The 22,417-nt window shown below is 53.9% G+C and carries 9 protein-coding genes; 6 read left to right on the top strand and 3 right to left on the bottom strand.

Annotated elements, in window-relative coordinates; translation table 11 throughout:
• Window positions 1-4 precede the first annotated feature (4 nt).
• From NDI89_RS20910 to NDI89_RS20900, 3 genes are read right to left on the bottom strand one after another with little or no spacing between them, the layout of a single operon-like run.
• Entirely contained in the window at window positions 5-5,431 is a 5,427-nt protein-coding gene (locus NDI89_RS20910; protein ID WP_277524536.1) for a DEAD/DEAH box helicase, read from the bottom strand.
• A gap of 1 nt (window position 5,432) precedes the next feature.
• The gene (locus tag NDI89_RS20905) at window positions 5,433-7,268 is read right to left on the bottom strand and encodes a hypothetical protein (RefSeq protein WP_251344697.1); all 1,836 of its coding nucleotides are present in this window, start codon (window positions 7,266-7,268) and stop codon (window positions 5,433-5,435) included.
• Entirely contained in the window at window positions 7,265-8,719 is a 1,455-nt protein-coding gene (locus NDI89_RS20900; protein WP_251344698.1) for a competence protein CoiA family protein, read from the bottom strand. The genes NDI89_RS20905 and NDI89_RS20900 overlap by 4 nt, the downstream gene beginning before the upstream one ends.
• 222 nt (window positions 8,720-8,941) lie before the next feature.
• Between NDI89_RS20900 and NDI89_RS20895 the strand changes: the two genes are divergently transcribed.
• From NDI89_RS20895 to NDI89_RS20870, 6 genes are all read left to right on the top strand, one after another.
• A complete protein-coding gene (locus NDI89_RS20895; RefSeq protein WP_277524533.1) occupies window positions 8,942-11,059 on the top strand; it encodes a Druantia anti-phage system protein DruA in 2,118 nt (705 codons plus the stop codon).
• Window positions 11,060-11,098: 39 nt separating this feature from the next.
• Window positions 11,099-12,658 (top strand): hypothetical protein, encoded by a 1,560-nt coding sequence (locus NDI89_RS20890; protein ID WP_251344700.1) that lies wholly within the window; start codon window positions 11,099-11,101, stop codon window positions 12,656-12,658.
• 6 nt (window positions 12,659-12,664) lie between these two features.
• Complete coding sequence (locus NDI89_RS20885) at window positions 12,665-14,167, top strand: hypothetical protein (protein WP_251344701.1); 1,503 nt, start codon at window positions 12,665-12,667, stop codon at window positions 14,165-14,167.
• Window positions 14,164-18,771 carry a DNA translocase FtsK gene (locus NDI89_RS20880; RefSeq protein WP_277524529.1) on the top strand — a complete coding sequence of 1,536 codons (4,608 nt, stop codon included), beginning with the start codon at window positions 14,164-14,166 and terminating at the stop codon, window positions 18,769-18,771. Before NDI89_RS20885 ends, NDI89_RS20880 begins: the two co-directional genes overlap by 4 nt.
• Before the next feature lie 22 nt (window positions 18,772-18,793).
• Entirely contained in the window at window positions 18,794-19,900 is a 1,107-nt protein-coding gene (locus NDI89_RS20875) for a competence protein CoiA family protein (RefSeq protein WP_277524527.1), read from the top strand.
• 183 nt (window positions 19,901-20,083) lie between these two features.
• Window positions 20,084-22,405 carry a DUF262 domain-containing protein gene (locus NDI89_RS20870; RefSeq protein ID WP_277524525.1) on the top strand — a complete coding sequence of 774 codons (2,322 nt, stop codon included), beginning with the start codon at window positions 20,084-20,086 and terminating at the stop codon, window positions 22,403-22,405.
• The last annotated feature ends 12 nt before the right edge of the window (window positions 22,406-22,417 follow it).

The following is a 22,417-nucleotide window of genomic DNA, read 5'->3' as shown; positions in this document are numbered from 1 at the left end:
TCCGCTATTGGAGTTGATCGACGATTGAGTGAGCCACCTCTGGCAACCGTTGGGACAGCTCGTAGTCTGAGTAGTCCTCGTCGTACGTCGTCGACGTCGGGGCACGTGAACGCCGCAGACTCGAACGAATACCAAATGTCATCGTCGTCCCGTCAATCTCGATTTCCCATTTATCGTCGTCAATCGCCCTGAGTGCAACATCTTCTTCCTTCAACTCCAAGGCACGTTCGAGCTGCTTTATCAGGCTCTGTGTCTTATCAGGACGAAGCGTTGGTGGAGTCCCCGTCTGTGCGTAATCGAGCAAGGCCAGGCCTTCGTGGCGATTCAACGAGTCGTGGAGATGGCGGTTCTGATACCGGCGCAGACAGTTGTGACACGCCGTATCGCATGAGCAACTCTCGAGGATTGAACGGGCTTCTGCACACACGGCGTCGAATTCCTCCCAGACGCGCGATGAGAAGCCAGCACCGCCAGCGGTTGTGTCGAAGAGGAAGACCTCGATAACGCCCCGTGCGTCGATGTCGGCGTGCTCTGCCGAACGAGTACGGAATCCACCTTCGAGTTCGTCATCTTCGATACCTAGCGCACGAGATGCACCCATGACTAATGCTTCAGCTAACGACTGTCCTGGTGTCTCGAACCATGCTTCGGATGGAACAAACTCCATCTCATCACCTAACGGGATTTGGAGGACGGTCAAATCACTGGGGAAGCGGTGGCTGAAACTCGTCGTGACTGTTGAGCCGGTACACTGATCATCCCAGTCATATTCCCCAACAAATCGGAGATCCTTGGGGTATGGACGGGCGTGTGGGTTCGAGAGCGGACCTTCGCGGCTAACGGCCCCACAATCGGTGCAGACCTCGAATCCATCCTCATCAGCCCCAAAGTTAGCGACAAGAAGCTGTTCGTCATTCATCTTCCCCACTATCGAATGGCCAATGGATTTCTCCTCTGCCATCTCGCTAGCGTTCTCACTCTCGTGAGAAGTCGACGTCAGCGGGTATTTAGGCTGTGTCGCGTAGGCGCGGTTCTCGTTGTAGTCCGATCCTTTCTCAGCTGCACCTGTCTCATCGACTTTCGGTGCAAATGCCTCCGGGGTGTACATTTGAAGGGAACTGACGGTCGCTCCCTCACAGACTGGACATTCCATATCCCTGGCTGCCAGACTCTCATTATGCTCGTCAAAGACCGTCTTGCAGACGTCACACCAGTTCAACCAATCGAGGTCTCCCCAGTCTTCGCCAGCTACTCGGTTCTTCGGGTTGTCTGGGAATTTGACATAGACACCGTAGGACTCGTAGGTCTTCTTGTCAACGACGATCTCTCGGCCTGGTACGTACGTTGAGAGAGCCTGTTTCAGATCCCGAGACATCTGGTACTTGTTCTTCGGCTGTGACGACCCGGGCTCATTTTCGCGCACGACGAAGTCGGCCACATCAGTCGGGAACGAGAACGTCGGAAGGAGGGCTGCATCGAGAAGGACGGAAAGTAAATCGTCGTCTTCCGTGGATTGCTCTTCCCATTCTGTCTTGGCTTGTAGCTCCTGGAGTTCGCTTAGGAACTCTGTAGCGGCGTCGCGGACTAATGCGACCTCCCAGTCGGATGGACGTCCCTCTCCTAGTGCATCCGGAAGGAGGGCCCCCAATTGCTCGAGCGTCGACGATGAATCGGCGAAGATCTCTTCGTCCAGCCAGTCTTCGAACGCGGCGAGGGTTTGGTCCCCTTCTCCTTCAAAGAACTCGGCTGTACCTTTGAGCGAGCGGAATACGGCAGCTTCCGTCTCGACGGCCGATGGATCGAAGAACCGAGCAAGCAGCGAGGCGTTGATGTGCCGCCGGGCGATCTTTTCGTTGCCGGCGTAGATGACCGGTGCGTTCCCCTCGCTCGTTATCATCTCCTCAGGATTCTCGAAGTAGTGTGACTCGTGAGGGGAGTTGTCCGCGAAGGTGACGATCGTCGAGAGCCCAGCTCCGCGACGTCCTGCCCGACCAGCACGTTGCTCATAATTCTCTGGTCCTGGCGGGACCGTCCGCATGGCCACGCCGGTGAGACTCCCGATGTCAATCCCGACTTCCATAGTAGTCGTACAGCTTAACACGTCGATTGGCTGATCGGCCTCGGAGTCCCCGACAAGGATGTCCTGGAAGAGCAGTTCGTACTCTTCGGAGCGTGCGAATGCCTCGGAGTTGTCCTTTGCACTCAGTTGTGCGGAGTGCTCTTCTGAACGCAGCGTGAGCGGGTCCCGTTCGCCATGGAGCACTTCGCGTGGCGGGTTCCGAAGGAAGTTCTTCCGTGCCTGGAGATGGATGTCATCGTCACTAACCGGACTCAGAGTTCCGCGACACCCATCGTAGGGACACGAATCATTGAGAGACACTACCGAGAACCGGCGACATCCTTCACACCGGTACCAATCGTCGTCGAGTCGGAGATCGATTGTCGTTGCTTTTGGATTGACGAAGTAATTTCCGTGGGAGGCCCCAAACAACACAGGCTCTGTCGTCATCAACGCCCGTCTCAGACTATTCCACGCCTCTTCCGGCACTTCGTCGTCGAGTGATTCTACAATATATTCAGGGATTATCTCGCTGTGGGGGAGCCCCGTATCGTCCGGGTCAATCCAATTTTGGTAGGGATAGGAGTTCGAACGTCGTCTAGCTTCAATGCTTGAATCAAATGCCCGTTCCTCGCAGGCATGACGAAGCGCCTCGATGAGGATGCTCTTGAGTTGGTCTGTCTCAATTTCAGGGACCGCTTCATCGATTTTCTCAAACACTTCCTCGGACGGCGCAATGTACCCGACGAGAGCGCCGGTGATGGAGTACTGCTCATCGCCCAACGATCGGAGGAGAAGTTCCTCATATTGGCGGGGACGCTCCGACAACGCATTGCGTGCGGCTGGCACCTCCGGAATATCGTCGATGGACTCAAGATAGTACTCATCGACAATATCGGACAGGTTCCCACGAATATCCTCAAAGTGGGAGCGTGAACCCTTATACACGACACCCGACTGGTTCGTGTATTGGTCGCTGTCGTCGAAGAATACGATGTTGTTTTTCGCACAGTAGACTGCGAACTCGGCGAACAACCGACCCATCGTGATTTCATCTTCCGCGGATCCAATAATGTCGGTTAAGACCTCGCGGAACGAGTCGGATTCAACGTTCGATTGGAGGTCGCGAGCTAAGCGGGCCGCCTTCTGTCGACCGTCAGAGAAGCACAATACCTTGCGCCCCTCGTTGGGGAACTCCTCTTTGAGTGGGTCGGTCGGCTGGATACCGAACATCGAGCGGACGCTGTGCGCGAATGGTTCCTCACCTTTGGTGACCAGATCTTCGACCTTCGTGTCGCCATTCGGACGACGTCGCTCTTTGATCCCGCACGCCGGACATTGGGTCCAACTCCATGCACCGCCCTCGTCCGGCGGCTCTTCAGTCGGGACCTGAACCTCGATATGAGTGGTCGGTCCTTCGTCGTCCACATGCCGATCATCAACAAGATGGCCGGAGGCAATCGAGAGGTTTCGTGAGGTCGTCGTCTCGGCGAGCGAGCGTCCGTGTTCGTGGTCTGGATTCGGGTCATCCCGAGGTTCCTCAACTAAGAGATGAAGCTCGTCCAAGTCCTCGCTGCTCTCAGGATCTGACCACAGGAACGTCGGCCCGCGGTCGTCGTCAGAGCGTCGATAGGCACGCAGATATGCTGCTCCACAGGTGCGGTGGCTAATCAGTTCGAAGACTCGACTGCCACAGGACTCACAGGTCGTGTGCGGATTACTGTAGATGCGCCCGAGGAGGTTCTCCCCCTCTGTTACCCGGCGGCCGCTGCATTCAGGATTGACACACGCATACTGGGCGGGGAGCCCTTTGAGGAACATATGCAGGCGTGTCGGAAGCAACGCCTGATCCTCCCCCTGGCGGGCCTCGGTACAAAGATACAGAAGATTACCCGTCGCCTCACGAGCCAGTTCCTGATCGATGTCCTCGAACAACTCTTCGGCAAGGGCCGATAGGCGCAGCGGCTCTTCACGAAGATATTCGTGTGCTAATCTGAAGAGTGGGTCATCGACTAACTGGTCAGCGAGGTACGAACGGACCGATTCTACGTCATCACTTTCAAGAGGATCCCAGCCTCGTTCGCTCGCAACGTTGCGAATCTTCGATGGATCATCGAGTTGGTAGCCAACCCGCTCTAGGAGTTGTGCCGTGCGTTTCTCGCTCGGTTCTCCACCTTCGTACTCCACCTGCTCACCGGTGATTACTGAGAAATCGTCCGGATCTCCGGTTGTGAGCTGGGCCGCAAATTCTGGGGCTGCTTCCTCTACGTTTTCGCCCATCGTCGCACTCGTGAGGATGAAGCGCACACGTTCGCGAGATATCCCGAGTTTCTGGAGCAAGCGGCTCAACAAGAGTGCGACCTCTGCTCCTTGGGCGCCTCGGTAGAGGTGAGCTTCGTCGAGGACGATATTCAGCTCGTTCTCTTCGTCCTCGGCCAGCCATTCACGGGTATCCTCAAAGAGGGGTTGTTCGATTGGCCGGAGTAGCATGTACTCCAGCATCGAGTAGTTCGTAATCAGGAGATCAGGCGTCCCGCCATGGGGATTGCTTCCATCGCGAGTGTGCATCTCTTGACGCGTGAAGAGTTCCGTGTCGCCGGGTTGGGTACGAAAGTTTGTTTCTTTTGGTCTGTTATTATTATTCAAGAATCCTTCCAGATTCTTGGCCGGAATACGGCCTTTCTCTGCGAGTTGTTTGTAGAGGTCTGGCTGCTCTTCCTCTAACTCAACGTACCTTTTGATGACCGGCCTGACCAAATTATCGTTTTTGCTGGTGTCATACTCCCCGTGATAGGGTGTACGACTCGTATACATCCCAAACTGAACCCGCCGACCCATATAGTCCTCAAGCGTATCTGCTCCGTTCTCATCACCGAAGAGTAGGCGCATCCGCGAGAGTTGATCCGCGACGAGAGCGTTCATTGGATAGAGAACTAATGTCCGTATCCCACGTTTGTCGGCTGTTTCGCCTCGCGCTGCTTCTTGTGCGAGTTGACCCAGAATTGAGTAGAGGAAAATCTCGGTTTTCCCGGATCCTGTTCCAGTGGATACGATAAGGTCGTCCTCGTCGTTAAAGAACGATTGGAGAGCGTCGGCCTGGTGTTTATACGGCGGATCGAAGATATCGAGATCGTCGCTTTCGAGATCTTTCAGCAAATCGACGACTTCGCTCGGCAAGCCCAACTCTCTGAGGGAATCCCCCGAAACATAGGTCGGTGTAGCCTCGACCCACGGTTCGGTGGCCGTCTCTCCCTCGTCCATCAGGGCACGACGTTCCTTGAGAAGCCGCGGATGGTGGAGGTGGTAACGTGATTCGATGTACTGTTGAAGGTCGTTCTCGAGTTCTTCCGAGACTTCTTTGATTGATTTCATGTTATGTGTTGTCGATGATGGTCACGGGCAGTTCGTCAAAGACCTCTCGCACTGAATTAGCATCGGTGTCCGAAATTCGCCATTGAAGCTGATACGACGATGTTTCAAGCCACTCTGCTCCGACTGCGTACAGCCAACGCATCTGTGCCCGCGGCGGTGCAAAGTCACAACTCAATAAGACCTCCTCCTCATACCCGGTGAGTTCAACAGTCTGTGGGTCCTCAGCCATTGAGTCAAGGATTAGGCACGCATGCTTGCGGTATTTCGGCGAAACAGTGACGGCCTTGGTTTTGCCGTCGCCCGATTGAACCTTCAACTGGTAGGTATCGGCACCGTATTCGACTGGAACTCGCCACAAGCTGATCGCAGTTCCGTCTGCCTCTTCAATGACGAGCGGCTCACCGTCTACGGTAAATCCATAGTACTGTCCAGTGTATGGTGCCCAATCCTCCTCCGGTTCCCACGACTCCTGCGGTCGCTGTTCGATGTACTCACGTAGTGTGGCTGGCGTCGTAATCGGCGCCTCGTCCAGACCGATGTATTCGTCTTTAGATTGAACAGGGATTTCTCTCGAACGCAATTCTTCTTCACTGGTGTCAGTAAGAATCCGCGTCAACCCTCGGAATTCGATATCAAAACCGGACTCTATGAATAGACGACTTGGATCTCCTGAAACGAGCACGGCCTCAGATTCGGAGATCATTACAGCTCGCGTCGGTGCTGGAGCATAGTACCCCTGTGAGAGTTGTATCACATCACCGAGGAACGTGATTGTGGGGCCGGTACGCTCTGTTAATGCTGCCCGAAACCACCCGACATCATCGGATACTTCATCGGCACCAGCGACCGGCTGTCCGAGAACAGCTGCCAGCTTATGAACAACCCAGTGGCGGATTGCGGTGATGTGTGCTTGTGGATACTGTTGGCCACCCGATTCAGCTTTCTCCGCAAGACCGAGTCGGATTGCCTCACCAGCTATGGCGTCTCGGATACCGATCTCAGTTGATGGTAGTTGGTCGCCACTCACGCCAGTAAACCGCATAGCAAACGCACGAAATGGTTCTTGGCCGAACCCCGCTTGCTGAAGTTGCTGCATCCGAGTATCGTGCCCTGGATCTTCGATATCACCCACCGAATCATATACTTTTGTCACTTTGCCAACTCCGCGGTCTCGGTGAAATCTAATGAGTTCCCCTTCGATTTTTTGTCCGATTCGGGCTTTCTCTCCAGAAAAGTAGACAGGCAACCCGTCCACATACGCGATGAGACTACTGCCGTCGGTGTCATCTATCGTTGCCGTGAATGACTCGCCCTTTTTGATAGGGAGTTTGTCCCAGCGTTCACGAAGAATATTGAAGCGGATCCTGTAGCGTTTCCCACGTGCTCTTGCGTTCAGGATCTCTGCATATCCAGGTTCGCGTCCTACAACGTGCACTAAGTCGCCTTCATCTGCTTGTACTGGTCCGAGTTCGACGACTTCACCACCGGCAACGGCGAGTCCGAGGCCATACTCATCGATCTTATCCACCTCAATATAGGTTTGTTCGCCCTCTTGTGGAGGTTGGTCAGGAAGAAGGCCGCTTACATGGCGTCGAATGTGGTCTTTGTAATCGTCCGCGAGGACTTCCTCGGTCAGGCAAAGTGCGAAATGAATCGATGTTCCAGCTACTGAATCTGCCCCAAGGTACCGCAATCGAACCGAACGACCGGGTTGGCACGTCACCGGGCCGATATTAATTCCTTCTCCTTCGTATTTGACAGTACAAGTTCTCCGTTTTCTCCGTTTCGTAATCTTGTCTACTTCCGCTGTAAACTCGTCACCGGGTTCCAGATTCATTGTTCCCCCTGCGGAAAGCAGATCGATACAGCCCCAATACCATTGAACCGGATCTCGAGTTCATTACAGCCGCTCTCTACCCAGTGGATGACCTCCGAGATAATATCACTGATTGCTGTTACGTCTCGGCTGATTGTCGGACCGAGCGATGCGCCTTCAGCAAATGTAGCGATCACTTCCAGTTCAAGGTCTTCTGGCCCGACATATTCGAGGTTGGTATGTAATAAATGAGGATTGAAACCAACGGGCATACGCTTTGAGGACGGACCTTCGATAGGTGAGAGAAAGTCACGATGTTCCTCATCTTGGATTTCAATACCAATTCGTCGTGATTCTGGCTCGGTTGCGTCTATGAACGTCGATTCTTCGGATGGGTGGAGGTGAATCAGACGATGCCGATCGGAGTTCCGCTGGTGGATACTCACACGACGCGATCCATCAGAGGGTATCTCAGTTGTGTAGTAACGAGGATTTCCCGCTCCAGTCCGATCGATTTCGACTGTCTCGTTTGCATCTTTGGGGATGGAAACGACCTCGAATATTGGATCGACCTCCTCGGAGGGAGTAACTCCAACGAGAACTGGTTCCTCTGGTGGTGCGTATAGGGGTGCCTCAACGGTTGGGTTTGTGTGTGCGGGTAATACAACGTCAGCATCGAAGCCGTAGTTTTCTGTACTAAGGCCTCCCCCATAGCGGTCGAGAAATGGTTCCGTCTTTTCGGACGCCCGGAACCCGACTAAGGATACATCTGCGAAGTCGTAGACGTCCACGAACGACACTTCGGATTTCGGGGGATTCTTTGAGACCAGATATACCCACATATCCTTGCGCACTTGGTGATCCGAGTTATATCGCTGCGCCCGAGTTTCGTCACCAACAAAGAGATCACCATGTTGGAGCCCCGAAGTAGTCCAAGTGCCGGTGATACTTCCGAGGGCATCTGGACCTGAGATTTGAAGTTCGTAACTATCCGCTGTTGGGTCAAGATCAAGCGTGACCTCTGCCTCCGATGGGTGGAAGTTACTCGGTACGGGGGGATGTGTGATTCCTGTTGCCTCGATTTCGACGTTTTCTAAGAGTGTGTCCACGTCCTCATCTTCTTGGATTTGATCCCAATCGAGTGATGGAACGATGCCAAATAATTCGATGCCACCGTCATGGCGTTGCCCTAGATAGGTTCGAATCGACCGCTCACGCTCACCCTCTTCGATGTCCGAGGTACGGAGATCCTCGATCATCTTTTCAACACCCTCGTCGCTGGACAGTGAACAGGAAATGTCCTCCAGAACGCCTTGCTTATGAGCGAAGTACTGGCGCTGAGTCCCAATACGAGGGGTTAGAAATTCACCACATTCTGGGCACCGGTAGTAGTCTGACTTACGTTGGGCCTCTTCTATTGGAGTTTTCGTTCCCTCCGGGTCGAGTCCGAAGGGGATAGAAAGTTTACTCACGAATGGATCGGAGCCCTCCGGTGTAAGTCCTGATAGTTCCCTTACGCATGTGTTATCAAACCTGAGGGACAGATAGAATAAATCTATTGAAGAAACACAAACATATAATCCTCCAAACAATTGTGGCAGGACCCCTTGGGTCGTTTAGGGGTGTGGACTGATCTGAGTCGATACTCTTTTGGATTTCAGCAGAGAACGATTTGCCACATCAACCAGATTACTATGGGTGCGAATTCTGAACGAGAAGTGGATTTTTCGCCTAATCTCCCGGACCAGTACCAACGCCGATTTGAGGCTCTGACCGATGAACTGATCGAATTTCAGGAGGACCTCGACAGGGAAGTTGCCATCAAGGACGAGATTCGCTATATCGAGAACGAAATCGAGGATGAAGTAACTGAAGGCCAGATTCGATATCTCGCAGCGTTAGAGGTTCTCCTAGATCTCATTGAGATCAACTATGACATTCGCAAAAACTCCGAACTACACGTAGTTCGGCCGGATCCTGATCGCTACAAAGACGACCCAGAAGAGTTCAAGAAACAGGAACGCGCTGTCCTTCAGAAAGAACGACGGGCGCAGTTCCGAGAGGAAAGCGTCCGCGAGTTCGTCCGGAAAATGGAGCGAGACACCCGCGTAAATACGAATGGCGGGCGAAGTGTTCTTGAACTAATAACCGATGGGGAAGAACTCTACCAAGACTTAGCACCGCTTCAGGACCAGGACCAAGAGGAAATCGCCGAAGATCTAGAAGACGTTGTCCAACCCTACATACAGAAAGTAGAGACTGGGGAGAAATGTGATCACACCGAGTTGGACCTGATGGATATCTGGCGGTATTTCCGCTACACTTGGTTAACACCATATAACACGGTCCCTGGAAGAAACATCAACTTCCTTATTAGAAATGCAGCGAAGCCGAAAGACCCGGTGATGGGGATTGCGACACTGGCAAGCCCGATGATGAACCTGTCAGTCAGAGATGACTATATCGGCTGGACTATTGACGCGGTCGAAGATAAACTCCAGCGGAAGAAACGGGTTCACGAATACGAGGAGCAGCTGCCAGAAGAGAAGCGGACGCCGGACAAGAAAACTCGGACAGTCACCAATACAGAATGGCTAGAGACCGAGGAAGAATACGAAGAGAGGGTCAGCGAGTTCTGCTCCGATATACGAGAAGCCCTAGAGGACGCCATTAAGGACGCAATATCCAACATCCGACACGACGACTTTGCCGAGGAGCACCCTGAACTCTCTGAGGAAAGCTTCGTCAATCCCGACGAACGGGTTATCGAGATTCTTGAGCAGATAGAAGAGGAAGCCGAGCAGACCATTGAAAATGGTGAGGACGAGAACCCGGAGAAGATGGAGTCTTGGGAGGAAAGAAGTGAAACAGCCCTGTTCCGGAAAAAACGTGCTCGAGCACTTCAAAAGCTTCTCCGCGACCGAAAATACTTCCAAGAACACAGCGAAGAGGACGATGTCGAGTTCATCAGAACTGGGTTGAATAACGACTCCGGACGGCGAGCTATCAAAACAGCTCTGAAGGAGATCAAAAAGGAGCGGGTCGGTGCCGGGATGATGAACATCATGGTCTGTGGCGCTATCCCTCCCTATAACCGTATTCTCGGAGGGAAGCTTGTGGCGATGGCCTTGACGGGTCCCAAGGTCATCGACATGTACCAGGACAAATACGGCGACTACCAGAGCGAAATCGCCAGCTCGATGAAAGGCGAAGCAGTGAGTAAACGGAATGAACTGGTTTTCCTCGACACCACTGGCCTGTTTGAGATTGGAAGTGCCCAGTACGACCGTATCCGGGTTCCAACCGAAAACGGCGAGATCGAATACGACCAGATCGGGTACACTGAAGGATACGGTTCAATCCAGTTCGGTCCCGAAACACGAAAACGGATTAGTCAGGTCACACAGTTAGAGGAAGGTCGCAAGGTGGTCCGAGGTCGGTTCGGAGAAGGTGTCTCTCCTCGCATCCGGAAAATCCGCCGTGGCCTGAAGAACTGCGGTTTAGAGACGGATCTCTTGAAACACGAGTCTAGACGGATTGTGTACGGAATCGATCTGGCGGAGAACTCCCAAGACTATCTACTGGGAATCGACGACAACCCAGAATACTACTGGAAGTTCGATGACCCACAGAAGGAGCAGGAGTCAATCTATCAGTATTGGATTGATAGGTGGGCAAGCATGAGAGCTCAGAAACAAGACGTCTTGGAGAATATTAGGGAATTTGACAAGCAAGAATTCAAATTGAGCAGCGAGATCGATTTCGACAAACGGCAAGCCAGTCTCAGTGAGTTCATTATAAGCAACAGTTAACATGACGGGAACATTCGGTCACCAACATCAACGATAAATATGGGAATTGAAGCATCGACACTGAATCTACGATTCCTTTCACAGCTGGCACAGGGAGGCTTCGCTGAACAGCTCACTGACGAGCAACGCAGAGAAATACACATTACAACCCGTCTAGATGGTGAGGAATACCTACAGGACGCACTAGAAGATGGGAAGCAGGTCATTCTCACTGGGAACCCTGGAGACGGTAAAACACAGTACATCCTGCAGATGAAGCCTGAGTACCCGGAACCGGACTATTTCTATCTCTCTGACGCCTCCGAGTACGACGACTATACTGTCCTACTTGACAAATGGAAAGACGCCCTCGACGACGACCGACCTGGTATTCTCGCTATTAATGACGGCCCTCTTTACGAGATGACTACCCAACACGCCGACGACTATCCCTTCCTGGAAAAAGTTCGGAGCCAGTTCCAAAACCAGATAATCTACGACGAAGATCAAGCTGACAACGCTGATTTCGACTCTATCGTCGTCATCGATCTCAACAACAGAAACATTCTCACCCGAAAGGTCATCGGCCAAGCCATCGAGAATCTGACTTCGAATAAGTTCCTCAAAGAGAACAACGGCGACGACATCGACGGACACATCGCCTACAATATGGATAAGATGAGGAATGATCGTGTCCGAGAAAATATAATCCGGCTCCTACAGTCCGTGGGCCATCTGGACGCCCACGTCACCGTTCGTGACCTCCTGAACTTTCTCGCCTACTGCATTACTGGAGCCAAAGAAGAGAGCATCACCGAGTTTGACGAAGATCTGAAATACTACAACCTCGCCTTCAGTGGCAGCGGGAAGATCTTCACCCTCCTGAACGAATACTTCCATCCCCGTGACCTCACTCATCCATTTATCGACAGCAAACTTTGGGCTGACGCTGAAGAAGAGGTTTCACGGAGAGACGAAGAAGACTCAGAGGAAGAAGTCGACCAACGATTCATCGAGAAGAAACGCCAGTTCTACTTTGAGGACGTAGCCATCAAAGACTACGACGCTCGCGACCTCTATCACGAGACCAACTACTCCTTCCATAACCAGCGGAACAGGGACCGTTCGGCTGAAAGCGTGAAAGAGGACGTCATAGAGATGATTAACAGCTATTTCATGCCGGATTCTTCCAAGGGCTCCGACCTCCGCGTCTGGCTCTCCCACAACTATCGATCTAAAAGCTCCCTATCCCTTATCTCCCGGACAGAAATTCCCAAGCGCGAGTTGAACCGCCGAGTCCCGCAGCTCCATCCCGAAATCAGCGATGCAATGGACTACAACCACGACCACCACGTTCTCGAATACGAAGGACGTGACTCAACAGTCAGGCTTCGGATTGATCCAGACCTATCAGAGACACTCGGTGCCCTGAACGGCAACATCCCTTACATCCTACGTGGAAGGGAAGAAGAACAGCAGTTGCTCGAATTTATGGAAGAAATCGAGTACAGGGAAAGCCACGATGAAGATTACGGCACCGTCCATATCATGGACACGGAAACTGGCGAACTCGAGATTCTGACAGTCAACGATGACCGGTACCAGATGGAGCGGAGGTGAACACCAATGCCAATGAGACTTAACGACGTAAACTCCGACGCATCGGAAGCCGCATTCGGATTCAAAGCAACCTCTGCCTCTCTAAAACCGGTGCATCTCTCCCAGGTCGTCTTCAGTAACGTTCTGGGATCTACTCACCAGTCGGAGGACCTGTTCAAATTCGTCGAGAAACCTGGGAAAACCCCCTCCAGCGACTTGGACGAGAAATACCACGGCCTGTTCGAGTCCTCCCGCGATCTCAGTGACGAACAAATGGACAATCTTCGGTACAGGATGCGGAAGGTCTTGGACAACGACAACGCCCTCTACGCAAGTAGTCCACGACACTCTGCAATGACCTCTATGAGCGACTGGTTCGTCGCCTACCGCCGAATCGGTGTAACACCGTCACAGTTCATCTACACCGTACTGGACGAATCTGACAGTGACATCAATCAGAAGCTGACCGACCAGCTTCAGGATCACCACGACGCTATCTCTCTCCTGTTCCGGCCACTGGCCAAAGACGGAGGGAAAGGCAACGTCACGGTCTCACCCTGGGAAGAACCTGTCCTGGGAGACGCATTCGGGGACGGGAAGATTGCGGATGAATTCGTCGAAGGCTTCGAAACCCTGTCGAAGCACCTGAAGGACTCCAACGGCGACTACGACCTGAACTACGCCCGTGACCTTCGCCGCACCATCAAATTCGGCGGGTTCCTGCTCTACGTCTATATGGCCAACCGGCATAATGAGATCCGGGATGACGAGGGCAAAGACGAACCTGTCCCAATCGTGCTGAACTACACCGGAAACAGGAACAACCCGGTAGCCGACGCCAGCCTTGAATCATTCCGCGTCGTCGGGTCGGAAATCCAGTTAGCCACTAGGCTTGGTGTCAAGCACGTCCTTGACCTGCAGGGCTTCAAAGACTACAGCGAGGAAGACGTCCTCCGAGAGCTCGAGAACCACAATTTCCTAGAACTGAACCGGAATAAGGAGGACAAGATCGAGCAGGACTACGAAAAATTCGAGCAGGTATTCCGAGCCTCGCGAGACCCCGAGAAGGATACCACCTTCCACAGGCTGGTGGATGCTGTAAGCAACGTCATCCACGACTTCTCGAACCGATTCGACACATACACACCGCAATCCACAGCCCAGACCTTCGCCTGGCGTGCCGGGATCCTCAAACCACGAGGAAACCGGGCGAACAAACGTAGGTATCGGCCCGACCCCGAGATGCTGGAACCCGTCCTACTCTCCGTAATCGAACCAGGCACGAGCATGTCTCTCCAAGATCTCTCAGAAGAACTCCGGGAACGGTACGGGATCATCGTGGGCGGAACCGAACAGGACCGTAGCCACCTGGCGGAGTGGGACATCCGCCTCGGTGCCAGCGCATCCGAAAGTGATCCGCTGAACAACCAGAACTACGAGGGCTTCAAAGAAGCAGTATCAAGCCTTGGATATGCTGAGGAATACGCGGACGGCGTTACCATCGTCTCTGTCCCCGAGGAGGAAATATGAGCGAAACCACACAGACACAAGACAGCTCATTCGAGAGCAACGAGGATCTGATCGGCAAAGCAATCGCTAACGAGACAGTCGACCAGCTGACCGAGGAAAACATCGGAGTTATAATCGAATCGCCACCCCGATTCGACGCTGAGGAGTTCGTCGATATTCTCTGCAGTAACGCACGGTACGATGTCGGCCTTGCTATGGTCAGCATCGATGAAGCAGACATCGACGATCTCCAGTCACGGACAGAGGACTCCTCCGTCAGACTCACAGACAAAGTTAGTGTCGCCGTCAACTGGCGGAATGGGACCGACACCGGATTCGAATGGGACGGACGCATCGAACCAGAGAAACTGGTGATTCTGGTTCGGGGAGACCACGCCCGCCTGAATTCGATGAAAGATTTCGAGGGTATGGTCGACTTGCCTCTGGCAGAAATCACGCGAGAAATCACCGACCAGATGCAGGCCCAGAAACAGTTCACCGACAGTCCCCCAGCCCAAGCTATCTGGGAAACCCTTGGCTCCGACCTCTACGACAGGTTCGAAATCCCTGCAGTTGCTGACTACGCAACGTCGACGCTCAAAGAATCAGAACAAGGTTCACTCGACGCCCTCGGAACCGAACTCTACAGACTGCGGCTGTTCAATGATCCGGGGCTTAACAACCCCGATGAAATCCCTGACAGGCTTTCCGATAACCTGGATCTCGTGCTGCGGGTCTCCCATATGTCGAATAGGGATCGACGCCGGCTCACTAACAGTGTCACCAAAGTCGATGACAGCGAAAGGGAAGAACGGGAACAATCTGTAGCCAAGCTTCGACGGTTCGAACGAACAGGTGACTCGGAGATCCTCGCCGACCTGACGTACAATGAGGTCAACGAGATATTCTCCACCTCCGGCCAGTCCAGCCAGCGACGTTCAACCACCAGCACTCGGAGAGACGTCGAATCCGCTAGCGTGGAGGCAGTCTTCGACGACAACAACGAGGAACTGGAACGGCTTTCAGAAGAGTTCGATGACCAATACCGAGAAGCCGTCGAGGAAGAAGAAAACCGGGTCGACATGGAGTTCACCGGAGATGAACAGTTGGCCTTTGACGTCAACGACGACCTCTACTACTTTATTGAGCACTTCGTCACCGAGGACTCCTTCGGTGGTATCATCCACAACCCAGAGGACAGGCAAAGCGCGATCAAGAACTTCCAGGCTCTGAGAACCGAGAAGTTCCAGCCACGAGGCGAAGACAGCAGCTTCGAAAAACTCCGTAGAGTGGCTGAGAACAGCGGAAAGTTCGAGGACTTAGTTGCATCCATCGACCGATACGTAACAGCCCGTAGCGAACTCGTCGACGCCCTACCAGGACTATTATCCGCACCGCTTATCCGGCTTCTCGGAGACGATGACCTGCTCGAATCCGCAGAAAACTACATAGAGGCCTACCGTGAGGTCCAGGACAAACTGGACAAGAAGTACCGGGAGATTCAGGACGTTAGCTCTGAAGGCTCCTCCAAGCTTCTCTCCGACTTCCTCCTATTCGACACCGTCATTCTCGAATACGAAGACGATAGAGAACTCGTCCTCTCCCCACTCCACCCGCTCCACCTCTGGAAGTACTCCGAACTGGCGCGGGAGATGAAGGACGAAAAAGAGTCGCTGACCGAGGAAGAACGCAACTTCCTCATCAACAGCGTCGAAGAACAGCCACACGTCCTCCGTAGCATCCACGTCGGCGGGAACTACAGACTGGCGGATGAGACCTATCTCGTACAATCCGCGGAGCTCGACAGGCTGCCTGTCTATACCCGAATCGAGAATGCTGCAGAAGGAACGAACTCCAAGTTCTACGACTACGTCCTCGACAAGTTCACGTCAGCATACCCACCGTCTCAACGCCACCTCAAGATCAGCGTCATCGATCCTCTAGATCCTGTGGACCTTCTCTCTGACATCGCTGACTTAGCGGAGAAAGAAGAAATCCAAGGCGCAACAGTGGAGTTCGCCTTCATCGAGGACGAAGAGAAACCTGTCCTCAACGGCACTGCCTCACCAAGCGTCTCCGAGGATATCACTAATCTGTTCGGCCCAGACAACGACTCTGGGGAGTTCGAGATCGTTACAACCGAACATCCCAGCTATGACTCATACGCCGAGAGCCTGAAAGGCGACCCACAGCACTTCATCCTGATTAACGACCAGAGCAACTTCAGCATCCAGACCTTTGAGCGTGATGCTGAGACCACAATCCACCCGCTGTACGTCCCGAAAGAGTTCGACTACGACCTGCTTGAGGACAAAATCAATATCTCGCCGTCGAAGGAAGGAGTCCTCTTCTCCGAATACCAGGACCTGATCAACCAGCTGTATAATCAGCGGCAGGCCATCCACAATGCTGAGGTCAACGAACTCAACGTCGAAAAGGAGACTATCGACGACCTCCTCGACTCCGCGATCTGGGTCTCCATATCCTCACCGCCGATGAACGGCAACCCATTCTGGAAGGACAACCTGATTTCCAGAGAACGACGCGGCGAACGCGACTTCGCCACGTACTCAGAGGATATCGACTACTTCCGACGGGTTCTCCGCCGCATTATTACCGAATACCGTCTCGCGCCTGACGACACCGACTTGGAGGATATCGCGGAGAGAATCGCTGACCTACAACAAAGCGGCCTTCTCCGCCTCATCACCCGGGAAACCCTCGGCAGCGGGAAATCCAGAAATACGAAGGGCCTGCTTGGCTCCATTATCGCCGTCCAGTGGCTCCAGCAGACGCTGGCAGATCCCAAGCTGATCTTCTCCATCGACAACCCGCGTACCCGGGAATGGCTGAATCTGGGGGACAGCGAAAGCCGGGCCGACATCCTTACTGTCCAGTTCGACGATGATGGTGGCCTTATCCTCGACATCATCGAAATCAAGACTCTGGAAGAAACTAGCGGCGCCTACACCGTCAAAGACGAAGATGGCACCAAGGTCGTGGAAGGAAACGCTGTCGACCAAGTCTTCGAGACGACAGACACAATCCGTGGCCTGTTCACAGGCGACAAAAACCTCACCACGTCGCCCCGGAAAGAGGCTCTCCGCGAACAACTGTACTACGAATTGACCTCCGCAGAAGGGATGGAGGGTAAGCAGGAGTGGGCAGACCGGATTAACGACGTATTCAACGGGGATGCCCAAATCGAGATCAACCCGAGGATCGTATCGGTCGAAGTCACCAGCGAAGCCACTTCGGACGAACGGATTGACGGCGTAACTCCGAACGCCCAGTCCATCAGGGTTGACAAGCTTCCCCGACAATCAATCAAGCGGCTGATTGTCAGCGGCATCGAGGACCGGGAAGACCAACGGCCGGAAGAGGATGCCGAAGAGGAAGCTGTCGCAGAAGAGGAAACGGACGAAATCGACGAAAGCGAGACGGAAGTCGACAGAGAGGAAACCGGTGGGGAAGAGGAAGACACCGTCGGCGACGACGAAAAGACAGACGTCAATACTGAATCTGCTGACCGGTTCGGCGATCCCGAAGAATACACTGACTTGGTAGAAACCCTGAAACGGGTTCTCAACGAGTTCAAGATCAACATCCGGAACATCGATCCCGACGATATCGATGTCGGACCAAACGTGGTACGCTTCAAGATCCGTCTGGCACCAGGCGAGAAACAGAGTTCCCTGGAGCAACGGACAGAGGACATCGCCCGGGAAATGGCGTTCGAGAAAGAACCGATCGTCCAGCGACTGCCTGGAACAGAGTACGTAGCTCTGGACGTCCCCCGGGAAAACAACGTTGTGGTACCTCAACGCGACTACAGAGGCCGGTACAAGCCGTCCGACGAGATTGAGACATCCTCACTACCCTTCCTAGCAGGCGTTACACCAGACGGTGATGTCTACCGTTCTGATCTCTCTGAAGCACCACACATGTTGGTCGGCGGAGCAACAGGCAGCGGGAAGACCGTGTTCCTGTACTCCTTGATTATGAACTTCATGGAGCAGAAAGGCGAAGACAACGTCGAGTTCGCCTTAGTTGATCCGAAGGAGACCGACTTCATCTTCTTCGATGCTCTGCCAAACCTTTCTAACGGCGAAGTGATCACTGACGCCGAAGATGCTGCCAACCTGTTCGAGTGGCTCGTCGAGGACGAAATCCCACGTAGAAAACAGCTGCTGCGGGAAAGCGTATGCCGTGACATCGGAGAGTACAACGAGCAGAACCCTGATGACCAGATGAAGCCGATCGTCGTCATCATCGACGAATACAGCGACCTACTCCAGCAACTTGGAGAAGACGCTGACGACACCGAGGACAACGTGCGCCGAATCGCCCAAATCGCACGGGCACAGGGTATCCATCTCGTCATCTCTACCCAGCGACCTTCACACGAAGCTATCGACACGGACCTCCGTGCTAATCTGGATACTCGGGTGGCTTTCCGGCTTCCAAAGCAGTCTGACTCTCGAATTCTAATCGACGAAGGTGGAGCAGAGGAACTTGGCGGAGACGGAGACATGCTACTGAAAGAAGCGGACAGAACCACTCGGCTACAAGGTCTCTATGTAGATTCTGATGACATCCGTAACCTCATCAATCAATATCGGTGACCACTAGGAATGTAGAATTCGAATGCCGTTCTTGGCCCTCCACGACGGCACCGAGGTCATTCCGAATCAGGTACAGAAAGGGAGTCTCCTCGAGTGCCCGAAGTGCGGCGATCAATTGAAAATTCGCGATTCTCATCGCCGTAAGGGATCGTTCGTCGCACGGCATTTCTACCACGCTGCTGAAGAGAAGACTGACTGTGGCGGTGAATCTCCACCTCATTTGCGGATGAAGTCGATCGCGTATTCGAAGCTCACGACCGAGTATCCCGACGCTACAATAGGACTAGAACAGCAGCTGGGTGACCGGCGTGCCGATATTCTCGTTGAGTTTCCACAGCCTCGGTTCCCTGAGGGCCGTGGCATCGGCGTCGAAGTACAGCACAAACACGAGGACAAGGATGTCGACGCAGTAACCGCTGAGTATCTCGCTGCAGGGTACAGCGCCCTCTGGTTGGGAGAAGAGGACTTCTCCGGACTCAACGTCGATCTCTCTGGCATTCTCCCGACCTGGCCTCACGCGGTCCAACACGACTTCAGCGACGGGTATCACGGCGTCATCCACTGGCTCCGACAATCAAAGCCAGCCAATCCCTCGATGGACGTCGTCCTGCCGCGAGAATATCTAGCTGAACACAGCGAGGGTCTTCGTCGAGCATGGGAGTACGGGAAGTTCGATCAGGGAGGGCAATCGGACTGGAACGATCTCGGATTCTGGTGGTTGAGTGCCTCGTATGACCCGTACCAGAAGTGGTTCAAACTCACCGAGACGCCTGACGGGCGGACGATGCTTCAGCTCGGGAAGCAGGTCCGCGGTACTGAACACGTGCTCGCTCCAGTTCAGACTGAACACTCTCGGAATCGGGGGAAGGTTCACAGCTTGGCTTACGAGGTTGATTCAGCAGATACCTCCGCTGGCGAATGGGCAGATATCGAAAAGGCGTGGCTGGAAACCGGCTTACAGAGCACTTCGGTTATCTTCAAGCTCGTTGCAACTCCGGGCGGAGAGCTCGCTCTTTCGCTGGGAAAGTACAAGGAACACAGCGACGATGACGAGTTCATTACCGTCTCTACCGAGTTCAAGCGTAATCTCAAAGAGAGTCTCCATGAACTGGCTAACCTTCTGGGGTGATCTGACTCGGCCCGGAAACCCGCCCACAACGGTAAATGGACGGACTACAAACAGCAGTCAATAATGTCGGACGAGGCTGACGATTTGTATGATAAGTACATCGACTACGATGGCAGAGATCTCGATACCCGGAATGTCGGTGATGGGAAGGTAGTTCGGCCGATTACGGCCGAGAATTTCGAGATGGAGAAACGGACTCTGGGGGAGGTCCTCACCGATCAGAAGTTCAACGTACCAGAGTACCAGCGACTGTACTCGTGGAAGAACATCCACCACGAACAGTATTGGTCGGACATCGAGCAGTTCGTGAATGCCGACCTGGTCGCTGACCGACGCGAAGTGTCGGACGTGTTCTTCAGCTCGATGTACTTCGCGGTCAACGACGACAAACAGGTGTACGAGGTCATCGACGGCCAACAGCGCCTGACGACGACACACCTGCTGTTGCGCGTCCTTATGGAGCACCTCGAGGACGTCGACCCAGCTTCTATCGAGGACGATACCCTGGCGGAGTTTCGGGACTACGGGATCGGACGAATCACCGATATCCTCTATGTGGAGGAGATGTTCGGCAAACGTGAGCCCCGGCTCACGCTGAACAAACACGACGCTGAATTTTTCAAAGCCCTCATGATGGGGCCCTCCGCCCAGGTGGACTACCTCAAGAACGAGGCCGACTTCAGCATTCACGGGAACAACAGCGATGCAGTACAAGTCTCGGAATGTCTGGACCGGTTCGGTACCACGGACGATGAACTCGCGGACTTGGATACTGACTCGCTGTCCTCAGGGGCGTTCTTCAAACTGTACCGCTCACACCGGCGGTTGTTGAACGCTTACGAGTTCTACGACGAGAAGATTAGCGGCGTCGTCGCCGACGCCGAGACGCCGGACGAGACTGTGCGAGCGCTCGTGAATATCCTTAACTACGTCTACAACTCCTACCACGTCGGGGAGTACCTGATTCGAGAGGCGGAGTCGGACTTCCGGATGCAGATCTTCGAGATTTTGAACGACCGCGGCGTCGATCTGACGAAGATCGACCGTATCAGGGCAGCGGTCGTGAACGCGTTCTTCGATACCGACGTGAAAGACGAGTACGTCGACAAGTGGGAGGATATCGTGGTGGCGTTCGCAACCGATGGTGATGCCATCGACGACTACCTCTCGATCTATCTGAGTATCGTCGACGATGGCATCGACAGGATTGGTGACGCGAGCGCCGAACTGACCAACGCCTTCGACACGCGGAACATCGACTCGGATGTCGTCCCGCGGCTTCGGAATCTCGATGAAGCGAAGGCTTTCCTCGACTACGCGCACGACCTCGTCGACTACTATCAAGATATCACGACCACGGAGCTCGCCGCTGACGATCTTGAGTTAGCCAGTCACCGAGAGCAGTGTCGGGAAATCCTTGTACGCCTCAATAACCAACAGATGGACCAGTGGCGGCCATTCGTCCTGGCGCTCTACTATCACACCAATCCTGAATCGGAACGGGATGCAGCACAGTTCCACCGCGTACTAGAGACCATCGAGAAACTCAACCTGCGACGCCTCCTCATCTCTGAACGACCGAGTATTTTCCGCGAGGTCTTCATCGAGGCCGTCGAGGAGTTCAATCTCGCACCAACTGCCGACGCCACTCCAGATAGTGTATACGAGGCTTCTCGAGAGTACCTCATCACCGAGATGCGTTCCTCTACGCCGACGCTGTTCGGCGACCGGTTCGTCGATACGGTCGTCCAGACGCAGTCCTGGAGTACCGGAACGGCGCGACTGCTCTTCGGGAAGATCGCCCAGGATCACTTCGACGACAGTAGTCGTGCCGTCGAGCGAGACCTGAACATGGGGAACATCCATCTCGAACACGTCCTCCCGCAGACACCCGTCAGCGACCCGGAAGACCCGACGTGGCTTCGGGAGTTTTTCAAACTCGACTCGGAGCCGGACATCGAGATCGCGTCAGAGATCGAACGCTATATCGAGCTGGTGCAGCGCTCTGATCTCGACGAAGAGGAGGAGCGACTGAAAGACAATATCTCGGAGTTCATCACGCAGGGGTTCATCGACGATATCGGGAACTTCCTCCTGCTCCGTGACACCGATAATATCGGGGCTAGTAATCGGCCACTCGCCGAGAAGATGACGCAGTACTACTCCGAGATCGACGGTTTCGCCAGTATCTACCCCAATCGGTATTTCACGGCCGAATACGGCAACGTCGATCGCGACTCCCTCGACAAACTCCGTGAGCAGCACGATGGCGGTGACGTTTCGAATGTGGACGCCGATGTAGTGGCGTATTTCAACTCCTTCTGGACCTACGAGACTCTGCAGGATCGACGAATCGAGCTCCTCTTGGATATTCTGTCGACGCTTGGGTTCGATTCGTTTGAGGACGAGTTCGGGATTGAATCCGACCAAGATGAGGTACGCCACGAAATTCGAGAGAAGACGGACCAAGAGTTTGAGAAACGTCTGTCCGTCCGATCGCTTTAACCCCCTCTGAGA

The sequence above is a fragment of the Natrinema salsiterrestre genome, from assembly GCF_029502005.1.
GTDB classification, from domain to species: Archaea; Halobacteriota; Halobacteria; order Halobacteriales; family Natrialbaceae; genus Natrinema; species Natrinema salsiterrestre.
The sequence above is the reverse complement of the archived record's forward strand: the minus strand, read 5'-3'. Positions and strand labels throughout refer to the sequence as shown.

Excerpts from the sequence above, each read along its gene's own strand:
- NDI89_RS20890 (WP_251344700.1), top strand. The coding sequence starts at position 11,099 with ATGGGAATTGAAGCATCGACACTGAATCTACGATTCCTTTCACAGCTG.
- NDI89_RS20910 (WP_277524536.1), bottom strand. The coding sequence starts at position 5,431 with ATGAAATCAATCAAAGAAGTCTCGGAAGAACTCGAGAACGACCTTCAA.
- NDI89_RS20880 (WP_277524529.1), top strand. The coding sequence starts at position 14,164 with ATGAGCGAAACCACACAGACACAAGACAGCTCATTCGAGAGCAACGAG.
- NDI89_RS20885 (WP_251344701.1), top strand. The coding sequence starts at position 12,665 with ATGCCAATGAGACTTAACGACGTAAACTCCGACGCATCGGAAGCCGCA.
- NDI89_RS20870 (WP_277524525.1), top strand. The coding sequence starts at position 20,084 with ATGGAGAAACGGACTCTGGGGGAGGTCCTCACCGATCAGAAGTTCAAC.
- NDI89_RS20875 (WP_277524527.1), top strand. The coding sequence starts at position 18,794 with ATGCCGTTCTTGGCCCTCCACGACGGCACCGAGGTCATTCCGAATCAG.
- NDI89_RS20905 (WP_251344697.1), bottom strand. The coding sequence starts at position 7,268 with ATGAATCTGGAACCCGGTGACGAGTTTACAGCGGAAGTAGACAAGATT.
- NDI89_RS20895 (WP_277524533.1), top strand. The coding sequence starts at position 8,942 with ATGGGTGCGAATTCTGAACGAGAAGTGGATTTTTCGCCTAATCTCCCG.